This window comes from Desulfobacula phenolica (assembly GCF_900105645.1).
GTDB lineage: Bacteria > Desulfobacterota > Desulfobacteria > Desulfobacterales > Desulfobacteraceae > Desulfobacula > Desulfobacula toluolica.
On the sequence record NZ_FNLL01000002.1, the window covers coordinates 484,854 to 510,538 of the forward strand.

18 protein-coding genes and 3 tRNA genes are annotated in these 25,685 nt (G+C 42.0%); 8 read left to right on the plus strand and 13 right to left on the minus strand.

The features are described 5' to 3' along the window. Positions 1-150: 150 nt before the first annotated feature. The 5 genes from BLT94_RS04605 to leuB all read left to right on the plus strand — a co-directional run bounded on the left by BLT94_RS04605 (position 151) and on the right by leuB (position 6,776). Positions 151-1,425 (plus strand): CoB--CoM heterodisulfide reductase iron-sulfur subunit A family protein, encoded by a 1,275-nt coding sequence (locus BLT94_RS04605; protein ID WP_092230918.1) that lies wholly within the window; start codon positions 151-153, stop codon positions 1,423-1,425. Positions 1,426-1,434: 9 nt separating this feature from the next. Next, positions 1,435-3,771 carry an FAD-dependent oxidoreductase gene (locus BLT94_RS04610; protein WP_092230921.1) on the plus strand — a complete coding sequence of 779 codons (2,337 nt, stop codon included), beginning with the start codon at positions 1,435-1,437 and terminating at the stop codon, positions 3,769-3,771. A 40-nt stretch (positions 3,772-3,811) separates the two neighbouring features. After that, on the plus strand, positions 3,812-4,999 hold the full coding sequence (gene qmoC / locus BLT94_RS04615) for a quinone-interacting membrane-bound oxidoreductase complex subunit QmoC (protein WP_092230925.1): 1,188 nt from the start codon (positions 3,812-3,814) through the stop codon (positions 4,997-4,999). A gap of 199 nt (positions 5,000-5,198) precedes the next feature. After that, positions 5,199-5,399 carry a cold-shock protein gene (locus tag BLT94_RS04620; protein WP_031449164.1) on the plus strand — a complete coding sequence of 67 codons (201 nt, stop codon included), beginning with the start codon at positions 5,199-5,201 and terminating at the stop codon, positions 5,397-5,399. A 297-nt stretch (positions 5,400-5,696) separates the two neighbouring features. Next, positions 5,697-6,776 (plus strand): 3-isopropylmalate dehydrogenase, encoded by a 1,080-nt coding sequence (gene leuB / locus BLT94_RS04625; protein ID WP_092230932.1) that lies wholly within the window; start codon positions 5,697-5,699, stop codon positions 6,774-6,776. A 73-nt stretch (positions 6,777-6,849) separates the two neighbouring features. Here the strand turns inward: leuB and BLT94_RS04630 are convergent. Together BLT94_RS04630 and BLT94_RS04635 are read right to left on the minus strand one after the other, a co-directional pair. Continuing rightward, positions 6,850-6,927, minus strand: a tRNA-Asp gene (locus tag BLT94_RS04630). A gap of 14 nt (positions 6,928-6,941) precedes the next feature. Further along, a tRNA-Val gene (locus tag BLT94_RS04635) sits at positions 6,942-7,017 on the minus strand. A gap of 296 nt (positions 7,018-7,313) precedes the next feature. On the opposite strand from BLT94_RS04635, the gene rho reads away from it, so the two are divergent. After that, positions 7,314-8,381 carry a transcription termination factor Rho gene (rho, locus tag BLT94_RS04640; protein WP_092230937.1) on the plus strand — a complete coding sequence of 356 codons (1,068 nt, stop codon included), beginning with the start codon at positions 7,314-7,316 and terminating at the stop codon, positions 8,379-8,381. Between the two features lie 7 nt (positions 8,382-8,388). Here the strand turns inward: rho and lon are convergent, their stop codons facing one another. From lon to tig, 4 genes are all read right to left on the minus strand, one after another. Then, complete coding sequence (lon, locus tag BLT94_RS04645; protein WP_092230939.1) at positions 8,389-10,737, minus strand: endopeptidase La; 2,349 nt, start codon at positions 10,735-10,737, stop codon at positions 8,389-8,391. 24 nt (positions 10,738-10,761) lie between these two features. Continuing rightward, a complete protein-coding gene (clpX, locus tag BLT94_RS04650; protein WP_092231137.1) occupies positions 10,762-12,021 on the minus strand; it encodes an ATP-dependent Clp protease ATP-binding subunit ClpX in 1,260 nt (419 codons plus the stop codon). A gap of 5 nt (positions 12,022-12,026) precedes the next feature. Beyond that, on the minus strand, positions 12,027-12,650 hold the full coding sequence (gene clpP / locus BLT94_RS04655; protein WP_014955963.1) for an ATP-dependent Clp endopeptidase proteolytic subunit ClpP: 624 nt from the start codon (positions 12,648-12,650) through the stop codon (positions 12,027-12,029). A 61-nt stretch (positions 12,651-12,711) separates the two neighbouring features. Then, positions 12,712-14,067 (minus strand): trigger factor, encoded by a 1,356-nt coding sequence (tig, locus tag BLT94_RS04660; protein WP_092230942.1) that lies wholly within the window; start codon positions 14,065-14,067, stop codon positions 12,712-12,714. Between the two features lie 141 nt (positions 14,068-14,208). Between tig and BLT94_RS04665 the strand changes: the two genes are divergently transcribed. Together BLT94_RS04665 and BLT94_RS04670 are read left to right on the plus strand one after the other, a co-directional pair. Beyond that, positions 14,209-14,904 carry an N-acetylmuramoyl-L-alanine amidase family protein gene (locus BLT94_RS04665; RefSeq protein ID WP_175530270.1) on the plus strand — a complete coding sequence of 232 codons (696 nt, stop codon included), beginning with the start codon at positions 14,209-14,211 and terminating at the stop codon, positions 14,902-14,904. Positions 14,905-14,967: 63 nt separating this feature from the next. Beyond that, positions 14,968-15,044, plus strand: a tRNA-Pro gene (locus tag BLT94_RS04670). Between the two features lie 203 nt (positions 15,045-15,247). On the opposite strand, the gene BLT94_RS04675 is transcribed toward BLT94_RS04670, so the two are convergent. Genes BLT94_RS04675 through BLT94_RS04705 form a run of 7 tightly spaced genes read right to left on the minus strand, consistent with a single transcriptional unit; the run spans position 15,248 to position 25,588 of the window. Further along, entirely contained in the window at positions 15,248-16,339 is a 1,092-nt protein-coding gene (locus BLT94_RS04675; RefSeq protein ID WP_092230948.1) for a response regulator, read from the minus strand. Beyond that, entirely contained in the window at positions 16,332-19,217 is a 2,886-nt protein-coding gene (locus tag BLT94_RS04680; RefSeq protein ID WP_175530271.1) for a response regulator, read from the minus strand. Before BLT94_RS04680 ends, BLT94_RS04675 begins: the two co-directional genes overlap by 8 nt. Then, positions 19,214-19,801, minus strand: a complete 588-nt coding sequence (locus tag BLT94_RS04685; protein WP_092230953.1) for a SpoIIE family protein phosphatase — start codon at positions 19,799-19,801, stop codon at positions 19,214-19,216. Before BLT94_RS04685 ends, BLT94_RS04680 begins: the two co-directional genes overlap by 4 nt. 3 nt (positions 19,802-19,804) lie before the next feature. Beyond that, positions 19,805-20,215 (minus strand): anti-sigma regulatory factor, encoded by a 411-nt coding sequence (locus BLT94_RS04690; protein ID WP_245742945.1) that lies wholly within the window; start codon positions 20,213-20,215, stop codon positions 19,805-19,807. Next, the gene (locus BLT94_RS04695; RefSeq protein WP_092230959.1) at positions 20,208-20,684 is read right to left on the minus strand and encodes an STAS domain-containing protein; all 477 of its coding nucleotides are present in this window, start codon (positions 20,682-20,684) and stop codon (positions 20,208-20,210) included. The genes BLT94_RS04690 and BLT94_RS04695 overlap by 8 nt, the downstream gene beginning before the upstream one ends. A 10-nt stretch (positions 20,685-20,694) precedes the next feature. After that, positions 20,695-21,498 (minus strand): STAS domain-containing protein, encoded by an 804-nt coding sequence (locus tag BLT94_RS04700; protein WP_245742947.1) that lies wholly within the window; start codon positions 21,496-21,498, stop codon positions 20,695-20,697. Positions 21,499-21,538: 40 nt separating this feature from the next. Further along, positions 21,539-25,588, minus strand: coding sequence for a PAS domain S-box protein (locus BLT94_RS04705; RefSeq protein ID WP_092230965.1), 4,050 nt, complete (start codon positions 25,586-25,588; stop codon positions 21,539-21,541). Positions 25,589-25,685: the final 97 nt, after the last annotated feature.

A 25,685-nucleotide genomic window follows, 5' to 3' on the forward strand; every position in this document is an offset into this window, starting at 1 on the left:
TTTTGCAGACACAAAAAAACGATTTTTGTGTCTGTAAAATAGGAGAGAGGATGCCAAAAAACTTTTAAATCTTAAGGCAAACGCATTAAGATTTGGCATAAATACCATAGTAACCCAAAATAATATAACCCGAATGCACGGAGGGACAGCATGACAACAGATAATTCAGCCCCGGTTAGTGGAAGCATTATGGTGGTTGGTGGCGGAATCAGCGGCCTTACAACTGCCCTTGAAGCTGCCGAAGTGGGGTATGAGGTCTTCCTTGTGGAAAAGGAAGCATCCCTTGGCGGAAGAGTATCCCAATTAAAACACTATTTCCCCAAACTTTGCCCGCCCACTTGCGGACTTGAGATTAACTACAGAAGACTCAAGGACAACAAAAACATTAAAGTATTCACCCTGTCAGAGGTACAGAATGTAACAGGCGCTGCCGGTGACTACACAGTCACAGTAAAAACATCACCTCGTTTTGTAAATGAAAACTGTACTGCCTGCGGCGAATGCGCAAAAGTGTGTGATACTGAAATCTCAAATGATTTCAATTTTGGCATGGACCGCAAAAAAGCAGCCTACCTGCCCCACAACATGGCATTCCCCATGCAGTATGTTATGGACCCCGCCATGAGTACGGACGACCGTGACAAAGTCAAAGAAGCCTGTAAATACAACGCTGTCGATTTTGATATGGAAGAAAAAACTTTGGATCTTAAAGTGGGTGCCATTGTCTGGAACACAGGATGGACACCTTATGATGCCACAAAAATCGACAATCTTGGATTTGGCAGATACCAGAACATCGTCACCAATATGATGCTGGAAAGGATGGCATCTTCGAATGGTCCGACACAAGGCAAAATCGTCCGCCCATCTGATGACAAAGCTCCTGAAACTATTGCATTTGCACAATGCGCAGGCTCAAGGGATGAAAATCATCTGCCTTATTGTTCTTATATCTGCTGCATGGCTTCATTGAAGCACGCTACATATCTGAGAGCACAATATCCGGATGCTAAAATCTACATCTATTATATTGACTTGAGAACACCGGGCAGAAAATATGAAAATTTCTATGCAAACCTCAAAAAAGATGAAAATATTTTCTTTGTAAAAGGAAAAGTTGCAGAAGTTTCCGAAGAGGCAGGTTCCGGCAATATAAATCTTGTTGCCGAAGATACCATCTCCGGTGAAAAACTCAGACAGACCGTGGATATGCTCGTACTTGCAACCGGTATGCAGCCGACGAGTGCCATTGACAAACCCAATGCAGACTTGAGCTACAACCCTGACGGTTTTATTGTAAACGACTTCAAAAAAGGCGGAATGTTTGCGGCCGGTTGTGCCAACAAGCCTGCTGATGTTGTGACATCAAACCAGAATGCAACAGGTATGGCGCTTAAAGCCATTCAGACCCTTGTAAGGAGGTAGAGGATAATCATGGATAAAAAATACGGAGTATATATCTGCACTGGCTGTGGAATCGGTGATACCCTCGACATGGAAGCTCTGGTAGATGTTCCTGATGAAGAAGGTGTTAATTGTACCACTCATCCTTTTCTTTGCAGTAAAGAAGGTGTGGCTGTAATTCAAAAAGATGTTGATGACGGAAAAGTGAACGCCATGGTAATTGGTGCCTGCTCCAGACGTGTCAACTTTGATGTTTTCAATTTTGACGGTTGCATTGTTGAAAGAACAAACTTGAGAGAAGGTGTTGTATGGCCCCACTCAAGAGAAACTTATCCCATGCTGACCGAAGATCAGAAAGACGATGAAGAACACTTTGACCCCGTTCAGATGAAAGCTGAAGATTATATCAAAATGGGAATGATCAGAGTTGAAAAAGTCAATCTGCCGGAAGCTTACCAGACAGAAAGTTTCTCAAAAAAAATCCTTGTTCTGGGTGGCGGTGTAACCGGTATGTCGGCAGCCCTGGATGCGGCTAAAACCGGTTATGACGTTACAATTGTTGAAAAAACGGACAAACTGGGCGGATATGCCGCCAATATGAGAAGCCAGATGCCGGTTTCAGAGCCTTTTGAAGAGTTAAGGGCACCGGTTGTCAATGAACTGATTGCAGAAGTTGAAAGCTTTTCCAATATTGACGTCAAAACTTCAACTCAAGTTGCCCGTATCGCAGGACAGCCGGGTGAATTCACGGTTACATTCAAAAAACCTGGTGAAAAAATTCCCTTTGACGTTCCCTTCCCGCTTCCAGAAGAAATGCTCGTGGATGAAAACGGCAAAGAGCTGGACGCAGAAGCTCAGCATGCAAAATATCTTGAATATAATGAAGGCAGAGAAGATATTCTTCAGTTGGATCCTAACGGAGAGCTTTACGGTGCTGTTGTTCTGGCTGCCGGCTGGCGGCCTGCCGTCCTGGAAGGCGAAGCATATGCTCATCTTGGTCTTGATCTTCCCGATGTTGTGACCAATGATGAGTTTGAAAAAATTGCTGCCAAAGGAAAAATCATTAAACCTTCCGATGGAAAAGAAGCAAAAAATGTTGTATTTATCCAGTCTCCTGGCAAAGAGGAAGATGATGCCGACTTTGAATATACCGGCTCTGTTACCAGCCAGGTTGCCTTAAAACAGGCCAGATACGTCAGAGATGATTATTCTGACGGCAAGGCCTATATTATTTATCAGCACATGAGAACCCCTGGCCTTCAGGAATACTTTTATAAAAGCATGCAGCAGGAAGACGGTGTTTTCATGACCAAAGGCGCTGTCACGGAAGTTATCCAACAGGGGAATAATCTCGCGGTCACTGCCACCAACACACTTTTAGGTGAAAATCTGGCCATTAAAGCGGACATGGTTGTTGTTGCAGGTGGTATGGTTCCAGTGACAAAAGATGATCCGATTATTAACCTTGCTTACAGGCAAGGTCCTGGGTTCAGAGATAATGATATTTTTGGACAATATGCAGACTCCAACTACATCTGCTTCCCCTATGAAACCCAGAGGACCGGTATCTATGCAGCAGGGGCTGTCAGACGCTCCATGACCATTGAAGAATCCATTGAAGATGCAACAGGAGCCGCCCTTAAAGCCATCCAGTGTATTGAAAGTGCCAACAGGGGCATGGCTGTTCATCCTAGATCAGGTGATATTACCTATCCGGACTTTTTCTTCCAAAGATGCACACAATGTAAACGCTGCACAGTTGAATGTCCCTTTGGTGCTCTGGATGATGATGAAAAAGGAACGCCAAAAGCCAATCCAACACGCTGCAGAAGATGTGGAACCTGCATGGGTGCATGTCCTGAAAGAATAATCTCTTTTGCCGACTACACAATTGATTCCATCGGCTCCCAGGTTAAAGCGGTGGGCGTTCCTTCGGAAGATGATTATGATGAACCACCTTTCAGATTCCTTGCATTAATCTGCGAAAACGATGCCTTTCCAGCCCTTGACATGGTGGGAATGAACAAAATTGATTACTCCCCAAATGTTCGGTTTATCCCGGTCAGATGCCTTGGTTCCGTGAACACCATCTGGATTAAAGATGCCCTTGCCCAAGGCATGGACGGTGTTATCCTCATCGGTTGCAAACATGGTGATGATTATCAATGCCATTTTGTTAAAGGTTCTGAACTTGCAGAAGTTCGTGTAAAGAAAATCGGTGATGCGCTTTCAAGCCTTGCTCTTGAAGAAGAACGGGTTGCTTTTGCAGAAGTTGCCATTGACGAATATGACAAGCTTCCTGAAATTATCAATGCCTTTGTTGAAGAAGTCGAAGACCTTGGTCCAAACCCGTTCAAAGGATTTTAATCACAACTATTTTAAAAAATAGTTTAGGAGGTATCATAGTATGACTGAAAAATATCTTGCTCAACCCGATCTGGACTTTATTGCGCAAATAAGAAGTCTGGGTGGGGAAACACTGAAAAAATGTTATCAATGCGCAACTTGCTCGGTTGCATGCCCTATTGCGCCTGAAGACAGTCCGTTCCCAAGAAAAGAAATGATTGCCGCTTCATGGGGGCTTAAGGACAAGCTGATCTGCAGTGGCGACATCTGGCTGTGTCACCAATGCGGTGACTGTTCAGACCTTTGCCCCAGAGGGGCTGCTCCAGGCGATGTCCTTGCTGCCATCAGATCTGCGGCCATCACAGAATATGCAACACCCAAAGCATTGGCAAATGCAGTCAATGACCCGAAAAAACTGCCACTCCTGCTTGGAGTACCTGCTCTCTGGTTTGCCCTGCTGGCACTCATTACAATGACTGCCGGTGAAACCATGACAAAAATATTTGATATATTTGGCATTGCCTGGTCCCATGCCCATGAAGGTGCGGAACATGTCATTGCCCATTCAAATTTTGTCTCAACCTGGTTTGTGGACATGACATTTGTGCCCATTGCAACCGCCGTGGTCATCATCTTTTTTCTCAGCCTTAAAAATTTCATAACAGATATCCATGAAAATGCTGTCCTTGAAGAAAAAACTGATAAAACCACCCTGGATTACAAAGAACTTTTCCAGGCCCTTATCAGAGTTATTACAACGGTTCTCAAGCATGATAAATTCAATGAATGCGAATCCAACAAGGAGCGAGCCACCCCCCATATGATGGTGCTTTATGCATTTATCGGCCTTTTTATTGTGACTGCGGTCTGCGGTATCATGTTGTATATTGGCGGATTACCCGGCCCTTATTCCCAGCTGAACCCCATAAAATGGCTGGCAAATATTGCCGGTGTATCTTTGGTTATCGGCAGTGGCATAATGATTAAAAACCGGCTGGATAAAAAAGACGACCAGATCACTTCTTATAAAGACTGGTTTATTCTTGGTGTTGTTTTTGCCCTTGGTCTTACCGGAATGTTAACTGAGATGGCCCGTTTGGCCCATCTTGAATATATTTCGTATTTCTTATACTACCTGCATCTGATTGCAATTTTTGAATTGTTCGCATTTCTGCCCTTTTCAAAAATGGCCCATCTTGTATACAGGACTACTGCAATGGCTTATGCGGAGTATGGAAACAGAAAATAGCTGAAATAATTCAAACTTAGAAAAAGGGGGGATGATTTTTTTATCATCCCCCTTTTTTTTTCTTGCATTTTTTTAAATGAGATAATAAGGCATAATTACGATCGCCTCAGATATAAAATAGTTGCTCTGCTTAAAGGTGGTTGCCAGAGCAAATTTTTCATAAGTATATTGTCTTAATACTAAGTAAGGAGGAAAAGTTTTGGTGGAAGGAACAATCAAATGGTTTAATTCAAAAAAAGGCTTTGGTTTTATTGAGCAGGAAACCGGCGATGATGTGTTTGTCCATTTTTCAGCCATTGAGATGTCTGGTTTCAAAACACTTTCAGAAGGAGAACGTGTACAATTTGAAATTGAGGAAAACGACAAAGGGCTGTCAGCTAAAAAAGTTCTAAAAGTTTAAAACAAAATACTCAACCAAGGCAGGAGATGAATCCTGCCCTGGTTTCCTATTTCTCGATACACTTTTCCGCCCAAATTCCCAGCAAAAAATAATTGTACTTTATTTCTTTCATCTTAATTACCAGGCCCTATTCTTTTCCATTATTTAATAAAATTATTTAATCCCTTTTTTATCCACATAATCCAGTATTATTAAACTTATTTTATACAAACTAAATAAAACATTGATTATTGTTTGATTTTATATAATATATAATTTTTATTAATGTAACTTTAAAAAATTAGGAGATCAACTGATTTGAACAAGATTGCTCTACTCCCAGGTGATGGAATCGGACCCGAAGTAATGGAAGAAGCGGTCAAAATTCTTAAAACGACTGCTGTACTGTATGGGTTTGATCTGGAATTTGAATCGGCAGACATTGGTGGTGCCGCCATTGATAACCATGGTAAAGCTTTGCCTGATTCCACTTTAGCTCTATGTGAACAAAGCGATGCTATTTTATTCGGCTCGGTAGGTGGCCCCAAATGGGAACACCTTCCACCGGAAGAACAGCCGGAAAGAGGAGCCCTTTTGCCCTTAAGAAAACATTTTGGTTTATATTGTAATCTTAGGCCCGCAAAGGTCTTCCCAACGCTGGCATCTGCCTCTCCTTTAAAACCCGAGATTGTTAAAAACGGATTTGATATCCTCTGCGTCAGGGAATTGACAGGAGGAATTTATTTTGGAGAACCAAAGGGAAGAGAAGGTCACGGCCTTAATGAAAAAGCCTATGATACAATGGTATATTCACGCTTTGAAATTGAAAGAATTGCAAGAATGGCTTTTGAAGCCGCTCGTAAAAGAAGACATATCGTGACATCCGTAGACAAGGCAAATGTTCTTTTTTCAATGGTCCTTTGGCGGGAAACTGTTACCCAGGTGGCCAAAGAATTTCCAGATGTTACCTTGAATCACATATATGTTGATAATGCAACCATGCAGCTTGTCAGAGACCCCCATCAATTTGATGTACTGTTGTGTGGCAATATGTTCGGAGATATCATTTCCGATGAATGTGCCATGATTACAGGCTCTATGGGTCTTTTGGCATCCGCAAGCCTGAATGAAGAAAATTTCGGTCTCTATGAGCCGGCAGGCGGTTCCGCGCCTGATATTGCAGGCAAAGGCATTGCCAATCCCATTGCCCAGATTCTATCCGGTGCCATGATGCTCAAATATACCTTTGGATTCTCAGACGCAGCCAATGCAATTGAAAAAGCCATTTCAACGGTTCTTGAAAACGGCATTTTTACAGCTGATCTGACCGATAAAAAAACCGATGTTGTGGACACCAAAACCATGGGAGATGCTATCCTCAAAGAACTTGAGAAATAAGAGAGATAGCTGGCCGTAGCTTCCAAATAAAAAAAGGTGATTTTAGTTAAATCTAAAATCACCTTTTATATTGTGGCGGGAGTGACGAGACTCGAACTCGCGACCTCTTGCGTGACAGGCAAGCGTTCTAACCAAACTGAACTACACCCCCGTAACCTGTATTTTTGGTGGGCGATGCAGGGCTTGAACCTGCGACTTCAACCTTGTAAGGGTTGCACTCTCCCAACTGAGTTAATCGCCCAAAAACAGGAGATTTATATCAATAATAAAAAATTGTGTCAAGCAGAAAATAGCATAAAAAATAATTAATTTTTCTTTTTTAACGGCAAAAAATTAATCCCTGCGCCTTGGTTGCAAGGTTAAATTAAAAATGCTATAAATAAGCTAATGATTACACAGCACTTCAAACTTTTATCTCAAAAATTTTGAACCTGTCTGTTTTGAATATCATAGTCCGTAATATTTTACCGAATGTAATACTGGTGATTGATTGCTTTTCTTTTTTTTATTCCTGAATTTCAACTAAGGAGTTTGATAATGGAACCGGTTCAAGGATATCTTGAAATCATGGATAAAGGGTTTGGATTTTTAAGACAGATTGAAGAAAACTTCCAGCCCAAACCTGAAAACACATATGTCCCAAACAGTTTAATCAGAAAATTAAACTTAAAAGAAGGCAGTTTTATTGAAGGATTTGGTGAACAAAAAGGACCGGCCAATCTGAATCTTGCTTTAATACGGATTGAAACGATTAATAAGCTGCCCTTTGATGAATTTATCAACACCCCTCTATTGCAGGATCAGGTCAGCATAAACCCTTTTGAACGCTATTATTTAACTCAGGATGAAGATGATATTACAGGCAAAGCCATTGATCTGATTACACCCATTGGAATGGGGCAAAGGGGATTGATTATTTCACCGCCCAAATCCGGCAAAACAACCATATTAAGACATATGGCAAACTCTATAGTAATGAATCATCCGGATGCCAAAGTGTTTGTTCTCCTGATTGATGAAAGACCCGAAGAAGTAACTGATTTTCAAAGGGGCCTGAAAGATGCCCATGTACTGTATTCATCAGCAGACCAGCAAATAGGTCAGCATATGAGAATGACACGCATCGCCATGCATACGGCCATTCGATGCGCTGAAATAGGTCAGAATTCAGTTGTCTTTATTGATTCATTAACCAGGATGACAAGGGCTTTTAACGCTGATATTGACAGCCATGGCAAAACCATGAGCGGAGGGCTAGGTGCCAATGCCATGGAATTTCCCAGAAAAATTTTTGGTGCGGCAAGAAAGCTTGAAAATGGGGGTTCACTTACCATTATTGCCACCATCCTCGTGGACACCGGCAGCCGCATGGATGACATTATCTTTCAGGAATTCAAGGGAACCGGAAACATGGACTTGCACCTTTCCCGGGAATGCGCTGAACACCGGATCTGGCCGGCCATTAATATCAATAAATCAGGGACAAGAAAAGAAGACCTTTTACTGGACAAGGAAGAACATAAAAAAATAATTAAAATTAGAAGAGCCATCACCACAAAAGATGAAAAAGATGCCATGATGGAATTTATATCATATCTTCAATAAATTCAAATTATAACAAAGCATTTTCAAGCACCTGGGACATATCCTCAGCATAAACAATTTCCATTTGAGCTTGAATAGCTTTGGGGATCTCTTTGATATCTCTTTTGTTCTCTGTTGAAACAATAACTTTTTTAATACCGTTGATATGGGCTGCCAAGAGTTTTTCCTTCAAACCACCGACAGGAAGCACTCTTCCCCGCAATGTTATTTCTCCTGTCATGGCAACCTTTCTTGAAACCGGTTTTCCGGTCAATACCGAAACAACTGCCGAACACATGGATATACCGGCGGAAGGACCGTCTTTGGGGATTGCGCCTTCGGGGACATGGATGTGTATATCAATATCTTTATAGAAATCTTCTTTTATATTTAATTCTTTACAACGGGATCTGACATAACTTACTGCGGCCTGGGAAGACTCTTTCATGACATCACCAAGCTTTCCGGTTACCATCACATTTCCCTTTCCAGGCATGGTTACAGCCTCAATAGTGAGCAATTCCCCTCCTGCCTGGGTCCAGGCAAGACCGGTAACAATACCAATCATGTCTTCTTTTTCCAAGGCATTGTCTCTGAAACGGGGTTGACCTAAAAATTTTAAAACCGTAGTTGTAGAAATATTATGTAATTTTCTATGGTCGGTTTGAACAATCTCTTTGGCTATTTTTCGCAAAACAGCTGAAATCTCACGCTCAAGATTTCTGACCCCTGCTTCTTTTGTGTACTGTTTAATAATGGCATGAACGGCATTTTTTGAAAAAACCGCATCAGAATCAGAAAGACCGTTTTCTTTTAATTGTTTCGGGATCAAATACCCGGTGGCAATCTTTGCCTTTTCATACTCAGTATAGCCAGGTATATGAATAATCTCCATCCTGTCCCTCAAAGGTGCAGGGATATCATACAATGTATTGGCAGTGGTGATAAAAAGGATTTCCGACAGATCATAATCCACTTCAAGATAATGATCATTAAAATTTTTATTCTGCTCCGGGTCTAATGCTTCAAGCAAAGCCGATGATGGATCACCTCTGAAATCAGACGTCATTTTATCAATTTCATCCAGACAAAAAACCGGATTATTATAACCTATTTTTTTCAAGGTCTGAATAATCCTGCCAGGCATAGCTCCCACATAGGTACGCCGGTGCCCTCTAATTTCAGCTTCATCCCTGACACCGCCAAGTGACACCCTTGCAAAAGCCCTTCCCGTAGCAGAAGCGACAGACCTTGCCAAAGATGTTTTGCCCACACCCGGAGGGCCCACAAGACATAAAATCGGCCCTTTAATCTTTTTAACCAGAATTTGTACGGCTAAATACTCAAGAATCCTTTCCTTGGGTTTTTCAAGTCCGTAATGATCCTGATCCAGAATCTGCTCAGCTTTTTGCAAATCATTTTTTGACCGGTTCTTCCTGTACCAGGGCAGAGAAATCAGCCAGTCAATATAATTTCTGACCACAGTGGCTTCAGATGACATGGGGGACATCATTTTTAATTTGGCAAGCTCTCTTCTCGCCACTGAAGCCGCTTCTTTGGACATTCTTTTTTTCTTTATCCTGTTTTCAAGATCCTCAAATTCCGAAGCATTGCCGTCTTCCCCCATCTCTTTTTTTATGGCCTGCATCTGCTCATTCAAATAATGTTTTTTCTGCAGAGTTTCCATTTGCTTCTTTACTCTTCCCTTTATTTTCTGGGACATGGTAAAGACTTCTGCTTCCTTTTGAATCAGATTCAACAACAAGAAAAATCTATCTTCAATCGTTCCACATTCAAGCAATTTCTGTTTATCAACCACTTTAAACGGCATCTGACTGGCAATGGTATCGGCATATCGAGACTCGTTGGAGGACAGCATATCAAGCGTCTTAAAAAAACTTTGCGATACTGCTCCGGAAAGTTGTGCATAGTGTTCAAACGCTTCTGTAACAGTTCTTATGGCTGCTTCACTGGCTGTTTCCGGCATGAGTTCTTCATGAACAGGTATATATTCGACACAAAGATAACCATCCTCATCAACCAGTTTAACAATTTTACCTCTTTCACATCCTTCAATCAATGCTTTAACGGTTCCATCAGGCAATCTGAGGAGCTGAGTGATCCTTGCTTCCGTTCCAACCTGAAAAATATCTTTAATGGTTGGTTTTAATACTTCAGGATTTTTTTGGGTGGTCAAAAAAATCTTCTTGTCTGCTGCCATGGCTTCGGACAAAGCCTTAATGGATTTATCCCTTCCAACAAATACCGATGTGGTAATATATGGAAACAATACCATATCCCTCAAGGGAACCAATGGAAGCTGTTTTTTTATACTCTCCGAACCATCCTGATGAAAGAACTTGGAAATATTGATCATTGAATTTTAGAACCCTTTTTAGTGTCAGGCCTGTTTTTTAGGTTGTTCATAAAGCAGTATGGGATCTTCATTCTTTAATACCACTTCTTCTCCAACCACACATTCTTGAACATTTTCTTTAGATGGAATTTCATACATGATATCCAGCATGGTTTCCTCCATGATAGCACGAAGTCCCCTTGCTCCCGATTTTCTTTTCACAGCTTCTTTGGCCATGGCTTCAAGGGCTTCATCCGTAAACTGAAGATCCACTCCTTCAACCTTGAATAATTCCTGGTATTGTTTAACCAAAGCGTTCTTAGGTTCGGTTAAAATCTTCACCAAAGATTTTTCATTGAGTTCGCCAATGGATGTAATAATGGGCAGACGTCCTAAAAACTCAGGTATAAGACCGAATCTAATCAGATCTTCCGGCTTGAGCTGTTCAAGAAGTTCTCCAATATTTTTATCCTTTTTTTCTGCGATTTTAGCACCAAATCCCATGGTTTTCTGGGTAATTCTTCTTTCAATCACCTTTTCCAAACCTGTGAATGTACCCCCGCAAACAAAAAGGATATTAGATGTATCAACCTTTACATAATCCTGCTGGGGATGTTTTCTGCCCCCTTTGGGCGGAATACTTGCAACCGTACCCTCTATGATTTTTAAAAGGGCCTGCTGAACGCCTTCTCCTGAAACATCCCGGGTAATGGACGGATTGTCTCCACGCTGGGATATTTTATCAATTTCATCAATATAAATAATACCCTTCTGAGCTTTCTCAATGTCATAGTCTGCATTCTGAACAAGAGAAAGGACTATATTTTCAACATCTTCTCCGACATAACCTGCTTCGGTTAATGCAGTAGCATCTGCAATGGCAAAAGGAACATCTAAAAACCTGGCAAGGGTTTGTGCAAGAAGAGTTTTCCCACATCCGGTGGGACCGATGATAAGGATATTGCTCTTTTCAATCTCCACATCATCACTTTTCTTTTCCAGGGTTGAACTTAATCGCTTGTAATGGTTATAGACTGCCACAGAAAGAACTTTTTTAGCCTTATCCTGCTCAATAACATAAGAATCAAGCAATTTTTTTATCTGTTTGGGTTTTAAAAAATCCTTTAACCCATCCTTTTGGGCCTTTTTTTCTTTTTCTTCATCCTCAATAATCTCGCCGCACAAGTTTATACATTCATTACAAATATAAACACTTGGACCTGCAATCAGCTTTTTAACCTCTTTTTGATTTTTACCGCAAAAAGAACAGAAAAACTGATCATTTTCTTCATCTTTCTGAGCCATAATCATTACTCCTTTGAAGCGTCGTTATCTGTGTCTTCTTCCAACTCGCTTCTGTCAGTAACCACCTTGTCCACAATACCATATTTCATGGCTTCTGTTGCTGACATGAAAAAATCTCTTTCCGTATCTGCAGATACTTTTTCAATATCCTGACCTGTATGAGTGGATAAAATCTCATTTAAAATATCTTTCATCCTTAAAATCTCATTGGCCTGAATTTTAATATCAGTGGCTTGTCCCTGTGTTCCACCAAGTGGCTGATGAATCATTATTCTGGAATTGGGCAGGGCAAATCTTTTCCCTTTTGTACCTGCCGTCAGTAAAAGCGCCCCCATACTGGCGGCCTGTCCGATACATACGGTAGCCACATCCGGTTTTATATACTGCATTGTATCATAGATGGCCATCCCTGCCGTTACAACACCACCTGGTGAATTAATATAAAAACTGATGTCCTTTTCAGGATCTTCTGATTCCAGAAACAAGAACTGGGCAACAATAAGATTGGCAATCTCATCATCAATAGCAGATCCGATAAAAATGATTCGATCCTTTAAAAGGCGTGAATAGATATCATATGCACGCTCCCCCCTGTTGCTTTGCTCAACAACCATTGGAATTAGAGGCAAAATTCAACTCCTTATAATTATTTAGTTTTCATTTTCTTAATGCAGGTTGCACGTTAAATGATTACTCTTTTTCTTCTGTCGGCACATCCGCTTCTTTAGTTTCTGCAACATCTTCAAGTGAATCCGGTTCAACTTCTGTAATGTTGCCTTTTTCTATTATAAGATCAACGGCCTTTTTTTCAAGCTGGGTATGTTTATAATATTCCAGCTGCTTGGGATCCTGGCTGAAATAATTTTTTACTGCATCAACAGGTGCATTCATTCCCATTGCCATTTCCTCAAAACTTTTTTCAAGTTCATCATCCGTAAGCTCGAGTTTTTCCTGAGTAATGACTTTGTCCAGGATCAAATGTCTTCGCGCCTGTTTTTCCGCCACATCACGATACTGGGTCCGTAAAACATCCTTACTTAAACCGGCTTCTTCAAGAGAAGTATTATTTGCGGCATAGGCTTGTTCCGCTTCCATTGCAATACCATTGAGTTCACCTTCAATCATTGCTTCAGGAACTTCAAATTCATATTTTTCCAAAAGGCTTTGAAAAACCTGTTCGGAAATCTCATGTTTTATCCTTTGCTCATATCCTTTTCCCAAATTTTCACGAATGGAGGCTCTTACATCATCCAGGGTTTCAAATTTTCCCAGATCTTTTACCAGATCATCATTGAGTTCAGGCAGAACTTCTTCTTGAATTTCTTTTAATGTCACCTTGTAGACAATTGTCTTGCCTTTCAGATTTTCATCATAATAATCATCGGCATAGGGCACTTCTATGTCAAGATCCTGAACTGGAATGGCACCTGTCAGTTTTTCTGAAAACTCTTTGGGCAAACCGCCTTGTCCGATTCCCATGACATAATTTTCAATTTTGGGAGTCTTATCAAATGATTCTCCATTTAAAAAACCTTCGTAATCAATCAGAACAAAATCACTCTCTTTTACAGGACGTTCTTCTTGGACGGTCTCTTTTTTCGCCATAGTTTTCTGAATCATGTACATCTGGCTTTCTATCTCACCATCCGACACTTCATATTTTGTTTTTTCCAGAGCAATACCTTCAAATTCGATATCATCCAGTTCAGGCTTTATTTCAACAGTAATATCAAAAACATAAGCGTTTTCAGGATCTAATTCCGGCGGATCCATTTGAGGCCCCCCCACGATATTCAGATCATGATCTTTGATGGCATCAATAAATGCTTCCTGGATTAAGCGCGGTGCAACATCGGCATGAACATCTTTTGAAAATCTGTTTTCCAATACCTTGCGTGGAATTTTCCCCTTGCGGAATCCTTTTACATCAACTTTCTTTTTCAACTCATTGTATGCTTTATTGAGTTCCTTGGTAACGTCCTCTTTGGGGATTTCAAAAGAGAGCACTTTTTTTACACTGCTCTTATCTTCAATTTTTACCTGCATTTTTCCGTCCTGTATTCATTTCTATTAAAATTGATTTATATATTAAACACTGCTTCAAATAATCAAAAAAATGTAATATATAAAACACATATCTCACAAAGTTTATTAAGATAACCCTTATACATAAAGGTGTCAAGAAAATTGGCCAAAGAAAAGGTTTTAGCATTTATCATCATTCTATCGTGTATAATACCCCCAGGCATCGGATTTGGCAATAAAGCAATTCAAACCACACAACGTATTATCGTGATTGATCCAGGCCACGGGGGAACTCAAAACGGAATTGTCTCTTCCAGTGGAATAAACGAAAAAACCATCACCTTGCAGCTTGCTGAAAAAATCGTCCAACAGCTTGAAAAGCGATACAATGTTCTTTTAACAAGAACCCAAAATATTGCGATCCCTGCCCGGGAAAGAATTTTTTTAGCCAACAAAAACAAGGCAGACCTTTTTATCAGTATCCATTTACATCAATCAAACAAATATTCAGCTTTTTTTTACTATTTTAATCCACCTGAATCTTACAAACCCCCACCCCATATTGAAGACATCAAATGGAAATCACACCCACTGCTTCATCAAGCTGAAAGCAAAAAAGCAATCACTTCTTTCTGCAGTATTTTTTCCGCCAACAAAAACGCGATTCGTTTTTTCTCAACCGGGGCACCGATCCTTCTTCTTGAAGGCGCAACCATGCCGGCCATACTGATTGAACCTTTATCCGTTTTAACACTGCCCCAACACCCGGATGAAATCGAAAGCATTCTTACTGAATATGCAGCACTCATTTCAAAAAGCATTGATCTCTATTTAAAAAAAAACAACCCAAAGCCATAAAATTTCTTGCTTTTATTATTCGGAAATGATAGTTAGCCTGCTTGTATCCAACACAAAAAAAATCGGGGCGTAGCGCAGCCTGGTAGCGCGCCTGCTTTGGGAGCAGGATGTCGGAGGTTCAAATCCTCTCGCCCCGACCAAAATAAAAGAAATAGTTGCATAAAAGATTGACTTGCATATATTTAATTTTCTGTTACTTGATACATTACAGATTCGCCATCCATTGCAGCACTGACGTTATAAACATCTCCTATAATTTCCACCAGGATATATAGTTGGCTTATGTATCATCAACCACAAGAACAGAGTTTTTTTATTTTTCATCCATGTCATTGAACTTTATCTATTTCTCTAACACCTCTCTCTCCTCTTGAGAATCCGCAAATTCAATGGCAATCTGTCTGAATTTCTCTTCAATTGACAAAAAACCATCAACCATATCCGGGTCAAAATGGGTCCCTTTGCCTTCACGAATAATGCAAACAGCTTCCCTGTGGCTAAAGGGCGGCTTATAAACGCGCTTACTTATCAGGGCATCATACACATCTGCAATGGCCATCAGACGCCCTGAGACAGGAATGGCAGTGCCTGAAATTCCATCCGGATATCCTGAGCCATCCCATTTTTCATGGTGAGTGTATGCAATTTCACGGGCATGCCGCATAAATGAATTGTCACCAAGTATTTTTTCAGCAACCCGCAACGTATCTCTACCGTAAATCGTATGTTTTTTCATTTCAATAAATTCTTGATCCGTAAGTTTTCCTGGTTTCAGAAGTATTCTATCTTCAACTCCCACCTTGCCGATATCGTGAAGTGGTGCTGATTTATAAATCAAATCAATAGTAATATCATCCAGAAGCACACTGTATGCTGGTAGCTCCTTAAGTATTTGAGCAAGTTCCCGTACATACCTCTGGGTTCTTAAGATGTGTCCGCCTGTTTCAGGATCACGTGTCTCAGCAAGGCTTGCAAGGCTGTATATGGTAGCCTCCTGAGTCAATGCCAGTTCCCGGGTCCTCTCATTAACCAGTTCAGCCAGATGATCCTGGTGTTTTTTTAATTCCAATTGGTTATTCACTCTGGCCTTGACCAAACCGGGGGAAAATGGTTTGGTAACGTAATCAACAGCCCCTAAGGCCAAGCCCCTTGCCTCATCCTGCTCCTCAGCCATGGCAGTCAGAAAAATAATGGGAATCTTACAGGTTTCAGGATTATTTTTTAATATCTCACATACCTTATACCCGTCCATCCCCGGCATTATGATATCCAGCAAGATCAAATCCGGTTTATCCTCGGCCACATGTTCAAGTGCGGTTTCCCCGTCAAGGGCAACTCGTACTTCATAGCCATCACCCAGTACTTCCACCAAGATATCTATATTGGCTGCCGTGTCATCCACCACCAACACGGAAAAATCCGAATAGTCAGTCATTGGTATTTCCTCTATCAAAATCAATAAGGGTATCAATCAATGCAAGTGCATCTTTGAATTTGTACTTTTTAATCATCTCGTCCAGCTCATCATATGCTGGCCTGTACTTTTCAGGCAATGGCAGTCCTTTGATCCTTTTGATTACTTCCCTGCTGGCCTTTGGAACGCTTTTTGCCACCACTTTTTTTAATTCTTCAAGCAAATCATCCAATGCATGTATATCAATCTGACCGCATGTCGCTTCAGGTTTCTCTTTTTTAAGAAAATCCAGTACTCTGCTTTTTAGCAGCCCGTTGAACACCCTCTCAAGTTGAGACCGCACCATATCCAAATAATCCGTCAGTGTCGAAAGGTTTTTATCTTTCAAAGTCTTTTCAACAATCATGGCTGTATTCTGCAGATCCATGGCTCCTATATTTCCAGCAACGCCTTTCAGGGTATGGGCCAACCTATGAGCAGTATCCAAATCATTTTTATCAAGGCATTTTTGAATATTCTGTTCAAAATTAGCGAACTGCTCAACAAATTTGTATAGAATTTCAAGATACACTTTTTGATTTTTATTAACCCTTGACAATCCCTTTTCAGTATCGATACCTGGCAGGTCCGGAATATGAATTTCCTGGATCGGTGAGCTGCAGGCAAGTCCTTTTTTTTTGAGGTAAGCATTATGCAGCAGGCGTTTTCCTGGCCTGATCCATCTCACCAATGTATGGAAAACCGCCTGGGGTTCTATGGGTTTACTCAGATAGTCATCCATCCCTGCTTCCATGACTTTTTCCCTAACCCCTGACATGGCATCTGCCGTCATGGCTATTATGTGAATCGGAGGAGTCTGGATTTCTTTTTCCCATTGTCTGATTTTCCGGGTGGCTTCAATCCCGCCCATGACCGGCATCTGAAGATCCATCAAAATAATATCATAAGTCTTATCAGGATCATTGCCGGTAATGCAGTCAACTGCAATTCTACCGTTCTCGGCAATATCCACGAAAAATCCTTCATCCTGGAGCAGTTCGGCTGCAACCTGCTGGTTGATTTCATTGTCCTCTACCAGATATATCCTTGCACCGCGGATATGATCAAACCCTTTTGGAAAATTTTCCCCATCTCTTTGAACAAATTTTTTTTCTGTTATTCCCGTCTCCCCGAATGCTTCAAGCACTGCATCATATATCATGGATTCGGTGACTGGCTTCAGCAAAAATCCATTCAATCCTATGTCTCCAGCCTGTTTAATTACGTCTTCCCTACCATATGCGGTTACCATGATAATTTTCGGTTTTGGATCAAGTGATGTCTTTTCCAAAATCCTTTTTGACACTTCAATGCCATCCATGCCCGGCATCTGCCAATCCATGAAGATCAAATCAAATGAATCCTCTCCGGTTTTCTGCTTCTTTGCCAAAAGTTCCAATGCATCATACCCTGATGAAACTGAAGCCACGTTGAATGAAAACTCTTTCAGGTAATGCTCCAATACTATTTTTGATGTCTCATTATCATCTACAACCAGGACCTTTGACTGCTGGATATATTCGGGGATAAATGTTCTTTTCTTCCTGATCTCTTTTTGCTTTTTAGAACGGACCGTAAAATAAAAAGTGCTTCCTTTGCCATATTCACTGTCTACGCCGATGGTGCCGCCCATCATTTCCGACAATTGTTTACTGATTGTCAATCCCAGGCCTGTGCCTCCGTATTTGCGGGTGATGGAGGTATCGGCCTGACTGAAAGACTGAAACAATTTTTCTTTCTGATCCAAGGTCAGCCCGATGCCGGTATCTTTTACTAAAAATTTAATCAAAACATCATCTTGAGTTTCTTCAAGCATTGTTGCTGTTACAACGATTTCTCCCTGCCCGGTAAACTTTACCGCATTATTAGCCAAATTCAACAGAATCTGGCCCAGTCGCAGGGGGTCTCCGATCAAAGCCGTTGGGACTTTAGGATTCAGGGAAAAAACAAGTTCCAGGCCTTTTTCCCTGGTCTTCATGCCAATCAGGTTGGACAGGCTTAAAAACACTTCGTTTAGATCAAATTCAATGGATTCTATATCCAGTTTGCCTGCTTCTATTTTGGAAAAATCAAGAATGTCATTGATAATTCCCAGAAGGTTTTGTGCTGAAAGCTGAATTTTCCGGGCTAAATCAATTTGCTTATCGTCCAGACAGGTTTTCAGCAGCAGGTGGTTCAACCCTATGATTGCATTCATGGGGGTTCTAATTTCATGGCTCATATTGGCTAGGAAGTCACTCTTAGAATTGGTTGCCAGCTCAGCTTCCTTTTTGGCATCGTCCAAATCGTCCATGATGTTAAGCATAGCCCTTCTTGCCCTGGCAAGCTCTTTCACCTGTTCTATAAGTTTTTCCGTAACCTCGTCAGTACCCTCCTTTGCACACTGGATTTCCCGGGCTGAACGTCTGAGTTCTTCATTTTTCTTTAAAAGATCACTCAGCAACTCCTTCCTGGAAGGCTGAAAAAGCAACTTTTTTATTATTCCAAGACAGTGTTCCGAAGGAGAATCATCCGGATTTGGAAACAGCTTGAACCCGGAAAATCGGGAAAGGCCTCCATCTGATTCATCTATTTCAACCGAATCAAAGAACCGGGCTGCTGCACAATTCCATTTAACGTCTTTTTCATGGCTGATGAAAAACAACAGACCGTTACCTCCTGGATCAAGGTGTAGACAAATGGATACGTTTACACAGGAATCAATGATCATACAAGACCGTGAAAGTTCGATAACTATGGTCGACAGTCTGACAGCGTGGATCTCATCAAAACCGAAGAGACTTGACATATCATAAATTTTTTGTCCGGCATTCTTGAGTGTTCCGGGTGTGGTGATCTTAAATGTGCCAAGTTCAATCATATTCCGTACCTCAGTGCAATACATGACGCATCGTCGTGTTTTTTACCCAGTTGATCAATAAACCCGTTGGTTATTCTCCTGGCACTTCCCATTAAAATATCAGGATAATCAGCCAGGTCAAAATGTTCCCTGACCCCATCCGAACTCAGGATACAAATATCTCCCGGACAGAGAATTGCACAACTTTGTGTCGGACAGGGTATCATATAACCGATAATTCCATCCCTCGTTATCAACCGCCTGGGCCTGCTGCTAAAAAGCCTAATACTGATGTTTCCCACACCGGAGTATTTCAGGATACCGGTGTCAAGATACAGCCTGCATATGGCAGCTACTGCACCGCGGGTACCCTTCAAGTACTCATGAAGTCCGGTCAAAATCATTGTCAGATCCTGTTCATAATGGGTCAGCAAATAACTTTCTGCCAGGGCGGCAACGTCAAAGGCCTCTTTCCCATGACCCAGAGCATCAATAAGTCCGATAAAACATTGATTGCCATAGATCTTTACTATGCCTGTATCCCCACATTCATTATCTGTAGCGATCAGCCCACGTTTCATAACATGATAATCAATTTTCCGCATTGATCAAAGCATCCATTTTCTTGCAATTATCCGGGTACCCTGTCCTGGTTTCGACCAGATTTCAAATTCATCCATAATTCTTCTGACACTTGGCAAGCCCAGACCAAGTCCGTTCCCCGTACTATAATTTTCCTTGAGGGCTTTCTGAATATCAGGCATGCCTGGACCATTATCCCGGGCCGTCACTTCAAACCCTGTTTGATTTGCATTGCTGATCTTTTTCAGGATAATGATACCTTTTTTCCCATATCGTATAATGTTTGTGGACAGCTCAGACACGGCTGATGCGATCAGGTACTGACGGGTTTTATCAAATCCCAACTGATCCAGCATATGCCTTGCAATGAAAACAACCTGGGCATTATCGGACGGTATTGATACGTCAAACACCAGGCCGGCTGAAGTTTCATCCATATTTATAACCATCTTTTTCCCAATTGCCTTCAAAATTAACTTCATGGTTATCCATGTCAGTAACAATTTTTTTTCCCAAGCCACAAGTTCGCTTCCTCAATAGGTCAAAAGCGTCTTCCATTGTAACCGCAGTAAGAAGGTCACCAAGTTCCACATCAAGATCAACCAGAGACGAAGCAACACCGGGTTGGAATCCTACAAAAATTGTCATTGCCCCAACCATTGCATTAGCCCTGGCAGAATTTATGAGCATTGAAAAAGTATATGAATCCATTACCCTGACACCGGAAACATTAACGATTACACCCTTTGCCTGTGTTGCTTTCACTTGAGTCAATATTTTTTTCCCAAGGCAATTTATGTTTTCAGAATCCGTATCTGCGCTGACAGGGACAATCAGGCAACCTTCAACAACATACATGCCTGAGTCCGATATAACCGACCGATCATTCACAGGTGAAGTCGCCATAGTGTATGCCTCACTTTTTGTCGGTCACCATGAGCTTCATGATGATAAAAGCATCGGACAATGCATCCTGAAGAGTAGAGTTGGTGGCAATATCACCCAGATCAATACCGAGCTGAACAATGGTTTCAGCAACAGCCGGGGAAATGCCGGAAATAATACAGCGGCACCCCATCAACTTAGTGGCCTTGGCAATTTTAATAAGGTGGTTGGCCACTGCCGTATCAACCGCTGCCACACCCTGGATGTCCAGTATGATTACCCGTGCAGACGTCTCCTTGATTTTTTCAAGCATAGTGTTCATCATCTGCTGGGCCCGTAATGAATCCACAACACCCACCACCGGGAGGATGATGATTCGGTCCCACAGTTTAATGGCTGGAGTGGAAATCTCCATGATGGTACGACTCTGTTCTTTGAGTTTTTTCTCCTGCCTGACTCGTTCCGTGATGTCGAAAATATATTCCAGACCACCGATGGTATTCCCCTCCTTGTCTTTCAGGGCGGCTGTGGTATATTCAATGGGTATGGTTCTTTCATTAATGGTTATTTCATTGCGTATAGTACAAGACTCAGCGCCATCAATCACATTCTGCATCCGGCATTCCGGTGTCCGGCAGTGCAGGGAATTGAAAACGTCATAACAGGGGCGATTTCGGATTTCCTTCCAGGGTTTCCCAACTAACTTTATGCCGGAATTGTTTATATAGAGAAGCTGAAAATCCCTGTTCACCGCCATGACCGGTGTCGGAATCTGATCGAGAATGTTCAGCGCAAGTTCACTTTTTACAAGATCGTTATCGGTGGTGATCATCATTGAACTCCTTTTTTCCATAGCTGTTTTTTTTGTTGAATGCCTATCTTATCTTATATTTTTGGTTATGCCCCATCTCCAAAAGCAGATTATTGATTTCATCCTTGAGTTCAATCATTCTCTCCTCTCTGCTGATGGTAAGACGATTGAATTGTTCCAAATCTTTCACATGCTGTTCCATTGCTTTTTCCGCCTTTTTAGATTCTGTAATGTCAATGTAAAAAGCAAGGATCATCTCCACTTCATCATGGTCGTTTCGAACATAGGATACGGCCATCTTAGTGTAAATAAACGATCCGTCTTTTTTTAAAAACCGTTTGTCCATAAAGTAGTTATCCAAATTACCGGCAAGCATACCGTCATAATTTTCCAGGTCGGTTTTGAGATCTTCAGACCGGCAAAGTTCCTCCCAGGAAAAGTCTTCCAGTTCTTCACGGGAGTATCCCGTCATCTCGAGAAATTTATTGTTAACTTCAATCCAGTCCTTGTCCGGATGGGTGATAGTAATACCGACCAGGCTGTTTTGAAAATAAGCTCTGAAGCGCCTCTCCTTTGCCTTGAGTTTCTCTTCGGCGATCTTGTGTTCGGTCATATCCCGCACACTGGTACGAAACCCTTTTATCAGGCCGTCTTCATCATGGACCGGATTCCAGGCAATGGTAGCCCAGATTTCATTCCCCGTTGTTTTCTGAATAATGCGAAAGGAAACATCTTTACCAACTTCTCCAGCCAGGGCCTTTTTTTTAAGTTTTTCAAAATAATGCCTATCCTCAATGTGAACAAAAGGATCAGGAAAATTTTCCATATTCATGCATTCATCCACACTGTAACCGGTGATTCGTTCCACTGCGGGATTGGCCCAGAGCAAAAGGCCTTCAGCATTATGCCAGCTTTCCCAGCCATATGTATAATCTGCGATGATTCTAAAATTTTCCTCGGATCGCTTCAACTTATCTTCCATCTTCTTTCGCCGGGTAATATCTTCCACAACCCAGATGACACCTACACTCAGATCAGGGGGGACAGTTGTGTCCACAGCCTTGCCGGTCAAGGAACACCAGACAACCGAACCGTCTTTTCTGCAAAGTTGATACTCTCCTCGACTTTGTTTGCCTTGAACCAGCACTTTGTTTCGCTCTTTTTTGAAAGATTGAAAATACTCATCGCTCAGGTGAAGCCGGCTCATTGACAAGCCGATCATTTGCTTTGGGGTGTTATAATCAAGGATATCGACCATACGTTGGTTTATCCTGACAATTTCACAATCATTCTGCATGAACAAAATTCCCACCTGGCTGTTGTCGAAAATCAGCAGCAGTTCTTCCTGGGCGACTTTTATCCGGCGTTCGCTTATCTTTCTTTCCGTGATGTCACGCACCGAACCCACAGCATACCATTCATGATCCAGTTGAAAGGATGATACTGCAATTTCCACCGGAAATACCGTGCCGTCACGCCTTAGCGCTGTTTGCTCCATAACGCCCCCAATGACCGGTCCCTGGCCGGTTTTGAAAAATCGTTTCAAGCCTTCATGAACAGGCTGCCTGAACTGTTCAGGGACAAAAAGCGTGTGCATTCTTTTGCCCAAGGTTTCATCAGACGTATAACCGAACATGGTCTCGGCAGCGGAATTCCAGAACATCACCTCACCCTCACCCTCATCCCTGCCCTTGATCATGATCATGGCATCGTGGGATGCGTCGGACATGGCCCGGATCTTGGTTTCAGCAGCTTTACGTTCAAAAATTTCCCTGCCCAGCCGTCGGTTCCAGGCGATAAAAACAATGATGATCAGCCCCAGAACACTGAAAACAGGAACCACCCATTTGACGATGGTTTTCATATCTGTTTTATCTTCAAAGGTGAGGGACACCCACTTGTTCTTAAATTTAACATCCATTTCCGGAGTAACGGCATCCAGAACTTTGTTCAAAATAGTCACAAGTTCCGGCCAATCCTTGCGCACCCCTATGGACAGGATAACGGGCGGTTTTTCCATTCGTCCCTGAACCTGAAGATTGTTCATCAGTTCCTGTTTTATCAGGTAGTTCACAACGGCACGGTTGCCTGCATAAGCATCTGCTTTCCCGCGGGATACCGCATCAAGGGCATCACTTGTGATGTCATACTCCTTGATGGTGATATCAGGATGATTTTTTCGAAAGTATGTCACATTATAAAACCCGGATTCCAATGCAACTGTTTTACCTGTCAAATCATTTTCAGAGTTGAAAAACTGACCATTATCACGGCCCACAATCACATGAGGGATTTTTAAATAAGGCTTGGAAAAATTTAAAAAAGGCTCGCGCTCTTTTTTCGGCGTAATGTCCATCACGGCATCAAGTTGTTTTTCCTTCACAAGGGCAACGTTTTCCTTGAATGGGCCAGGAACAGGGATCAATGAAATTTTAAGCCGACTATTGATCGCATTGATATAATCCACACCAATTCCCTCGGGGTTCCCCTGTTCATCCACATAATTCATCGGTGGCCATGCATGCATAATCCCAATCCTGATCCGGGGATGCTCTTTGAGCCAGTTTTGTTCTGCATCGGTTAATTTAAGATCGGTTTTTTCAACCTTACCGGTCATGGTGACCCCGAACCATTTCAACTGAAGGGCCATCCTCTCTTCAGCGGTAATGGCAACAAGTGCCTTCTGCAGGATGCCCCGCAGCAGAGGCTTGCTTTTGATCACGCCGATCCTGTAGCGTTCCTGTTTTAATTCTTCTAAGAATGCCGTTGCTTTCAAGCCTGAAAGGCTGTTTTGTTTTATCTGATAAAATGCTGCAGCCTGATTGCCGATATAAGCATTGGCTCGACCCGTTATGACCGCTTTTATGGCGCTAAGTGTGTTGTCGACAAGCAAAAGTTTGATTCCGGGAAAATTGTTTTTGAGAAATGTTTGTGTTGAATATCCTTGTTCAACTGTAACCGTAAGCCCCTCAAGATCATCTAACGATTCAACCGTATCCCGGATTCGGGTTATCATGACCTTCCAGGATTCACTGACGGAATCGGTGAAAACAAGATATTTTTTTCTTTCGTCGGTGACGGTCAATCCGGGACATAGATCCAAAGCCCCTTTTTTTAATTGATCCGTCAAATTGGTCCAATTGTCAAAAACAGGTTTAATCTTCAGCCCTGCTTTTTGAGCTGCAAGCCGCAGGATATCGACATGCAGACCTTTATAGTCACCACTGTCCAAAAATTCGAAAGGAGGCCAGTCCGGGGTGGCGGCAACGGTGACAGTCGGGTTGTGACGGATCCATGATTCCTGCTGTTCGCTAAGCCCCAATTTATCCGCCAAAGTCGAATGGTAGGAATTGTTCGAAGATGCCATCCAATGTCTTGTGATATATCGTTTTTCCGACAGTGTTATAAGCGCCATCCCCCTGTTGATCACATCAAGCGTGGTTTGTCTGCCTTCCGGCACCGCCACAAACCAATCGTTTTGCCATAAAGGCCGATGTGCGTTGTAATGGAACGCAGAAGTTAGATCGTTTTTTTGCAAAAGGTCAAGGCCCGTGAGTATATCTGCTGCAAAGACCAGCAAACGGCCTTCATGTATATCAGCCATCATTGCAGCATAATCGACATATCCCACTACTGCTAAATCTGGAAACATCTTTTGCAGATAATCGTCCAAATAGTCATCTGTAAGAACACCTACCCGGTAAGGCATGATGTCCTGATCATGTGTGATGGCCAAAGATTGATGAAAAAAAACATGGCGATCTGTTTTATTCAGTGATGACCCGTACAGCAGGTAATTGTCTCGCTCATTGCTGTAAAACAATCCGGCATGGGCATCAACTTTGCCCGTCCTGACCATAGCCAAGGCATCGCTTTGGGATGCAGGGCGATAATCCACCTGGATTCCTGTTTTCTCAGACCATAGCTTCCAATGATCAATTATCATTCCGGCAGGATTACCATCTTCACCCTGGAATTCAAAAGGCTTCCAGTCTTGACAATAGACAACCGATATACTGTCGAAATGTTCAGTCCGAGCTTGAGATGGAAAGCTTATAAATAATATTGTCAGACAAATGATGGAATAAAGCATAGGATACTTTGTTGTCTGCAATTAGAAGTCCTCCTCCTGCTTTTGAATTTTTTGTACAAATAGCAACTGGATTAAAATCCATCCAACCACGATAATATAAAGGATTTCCACATCCGTT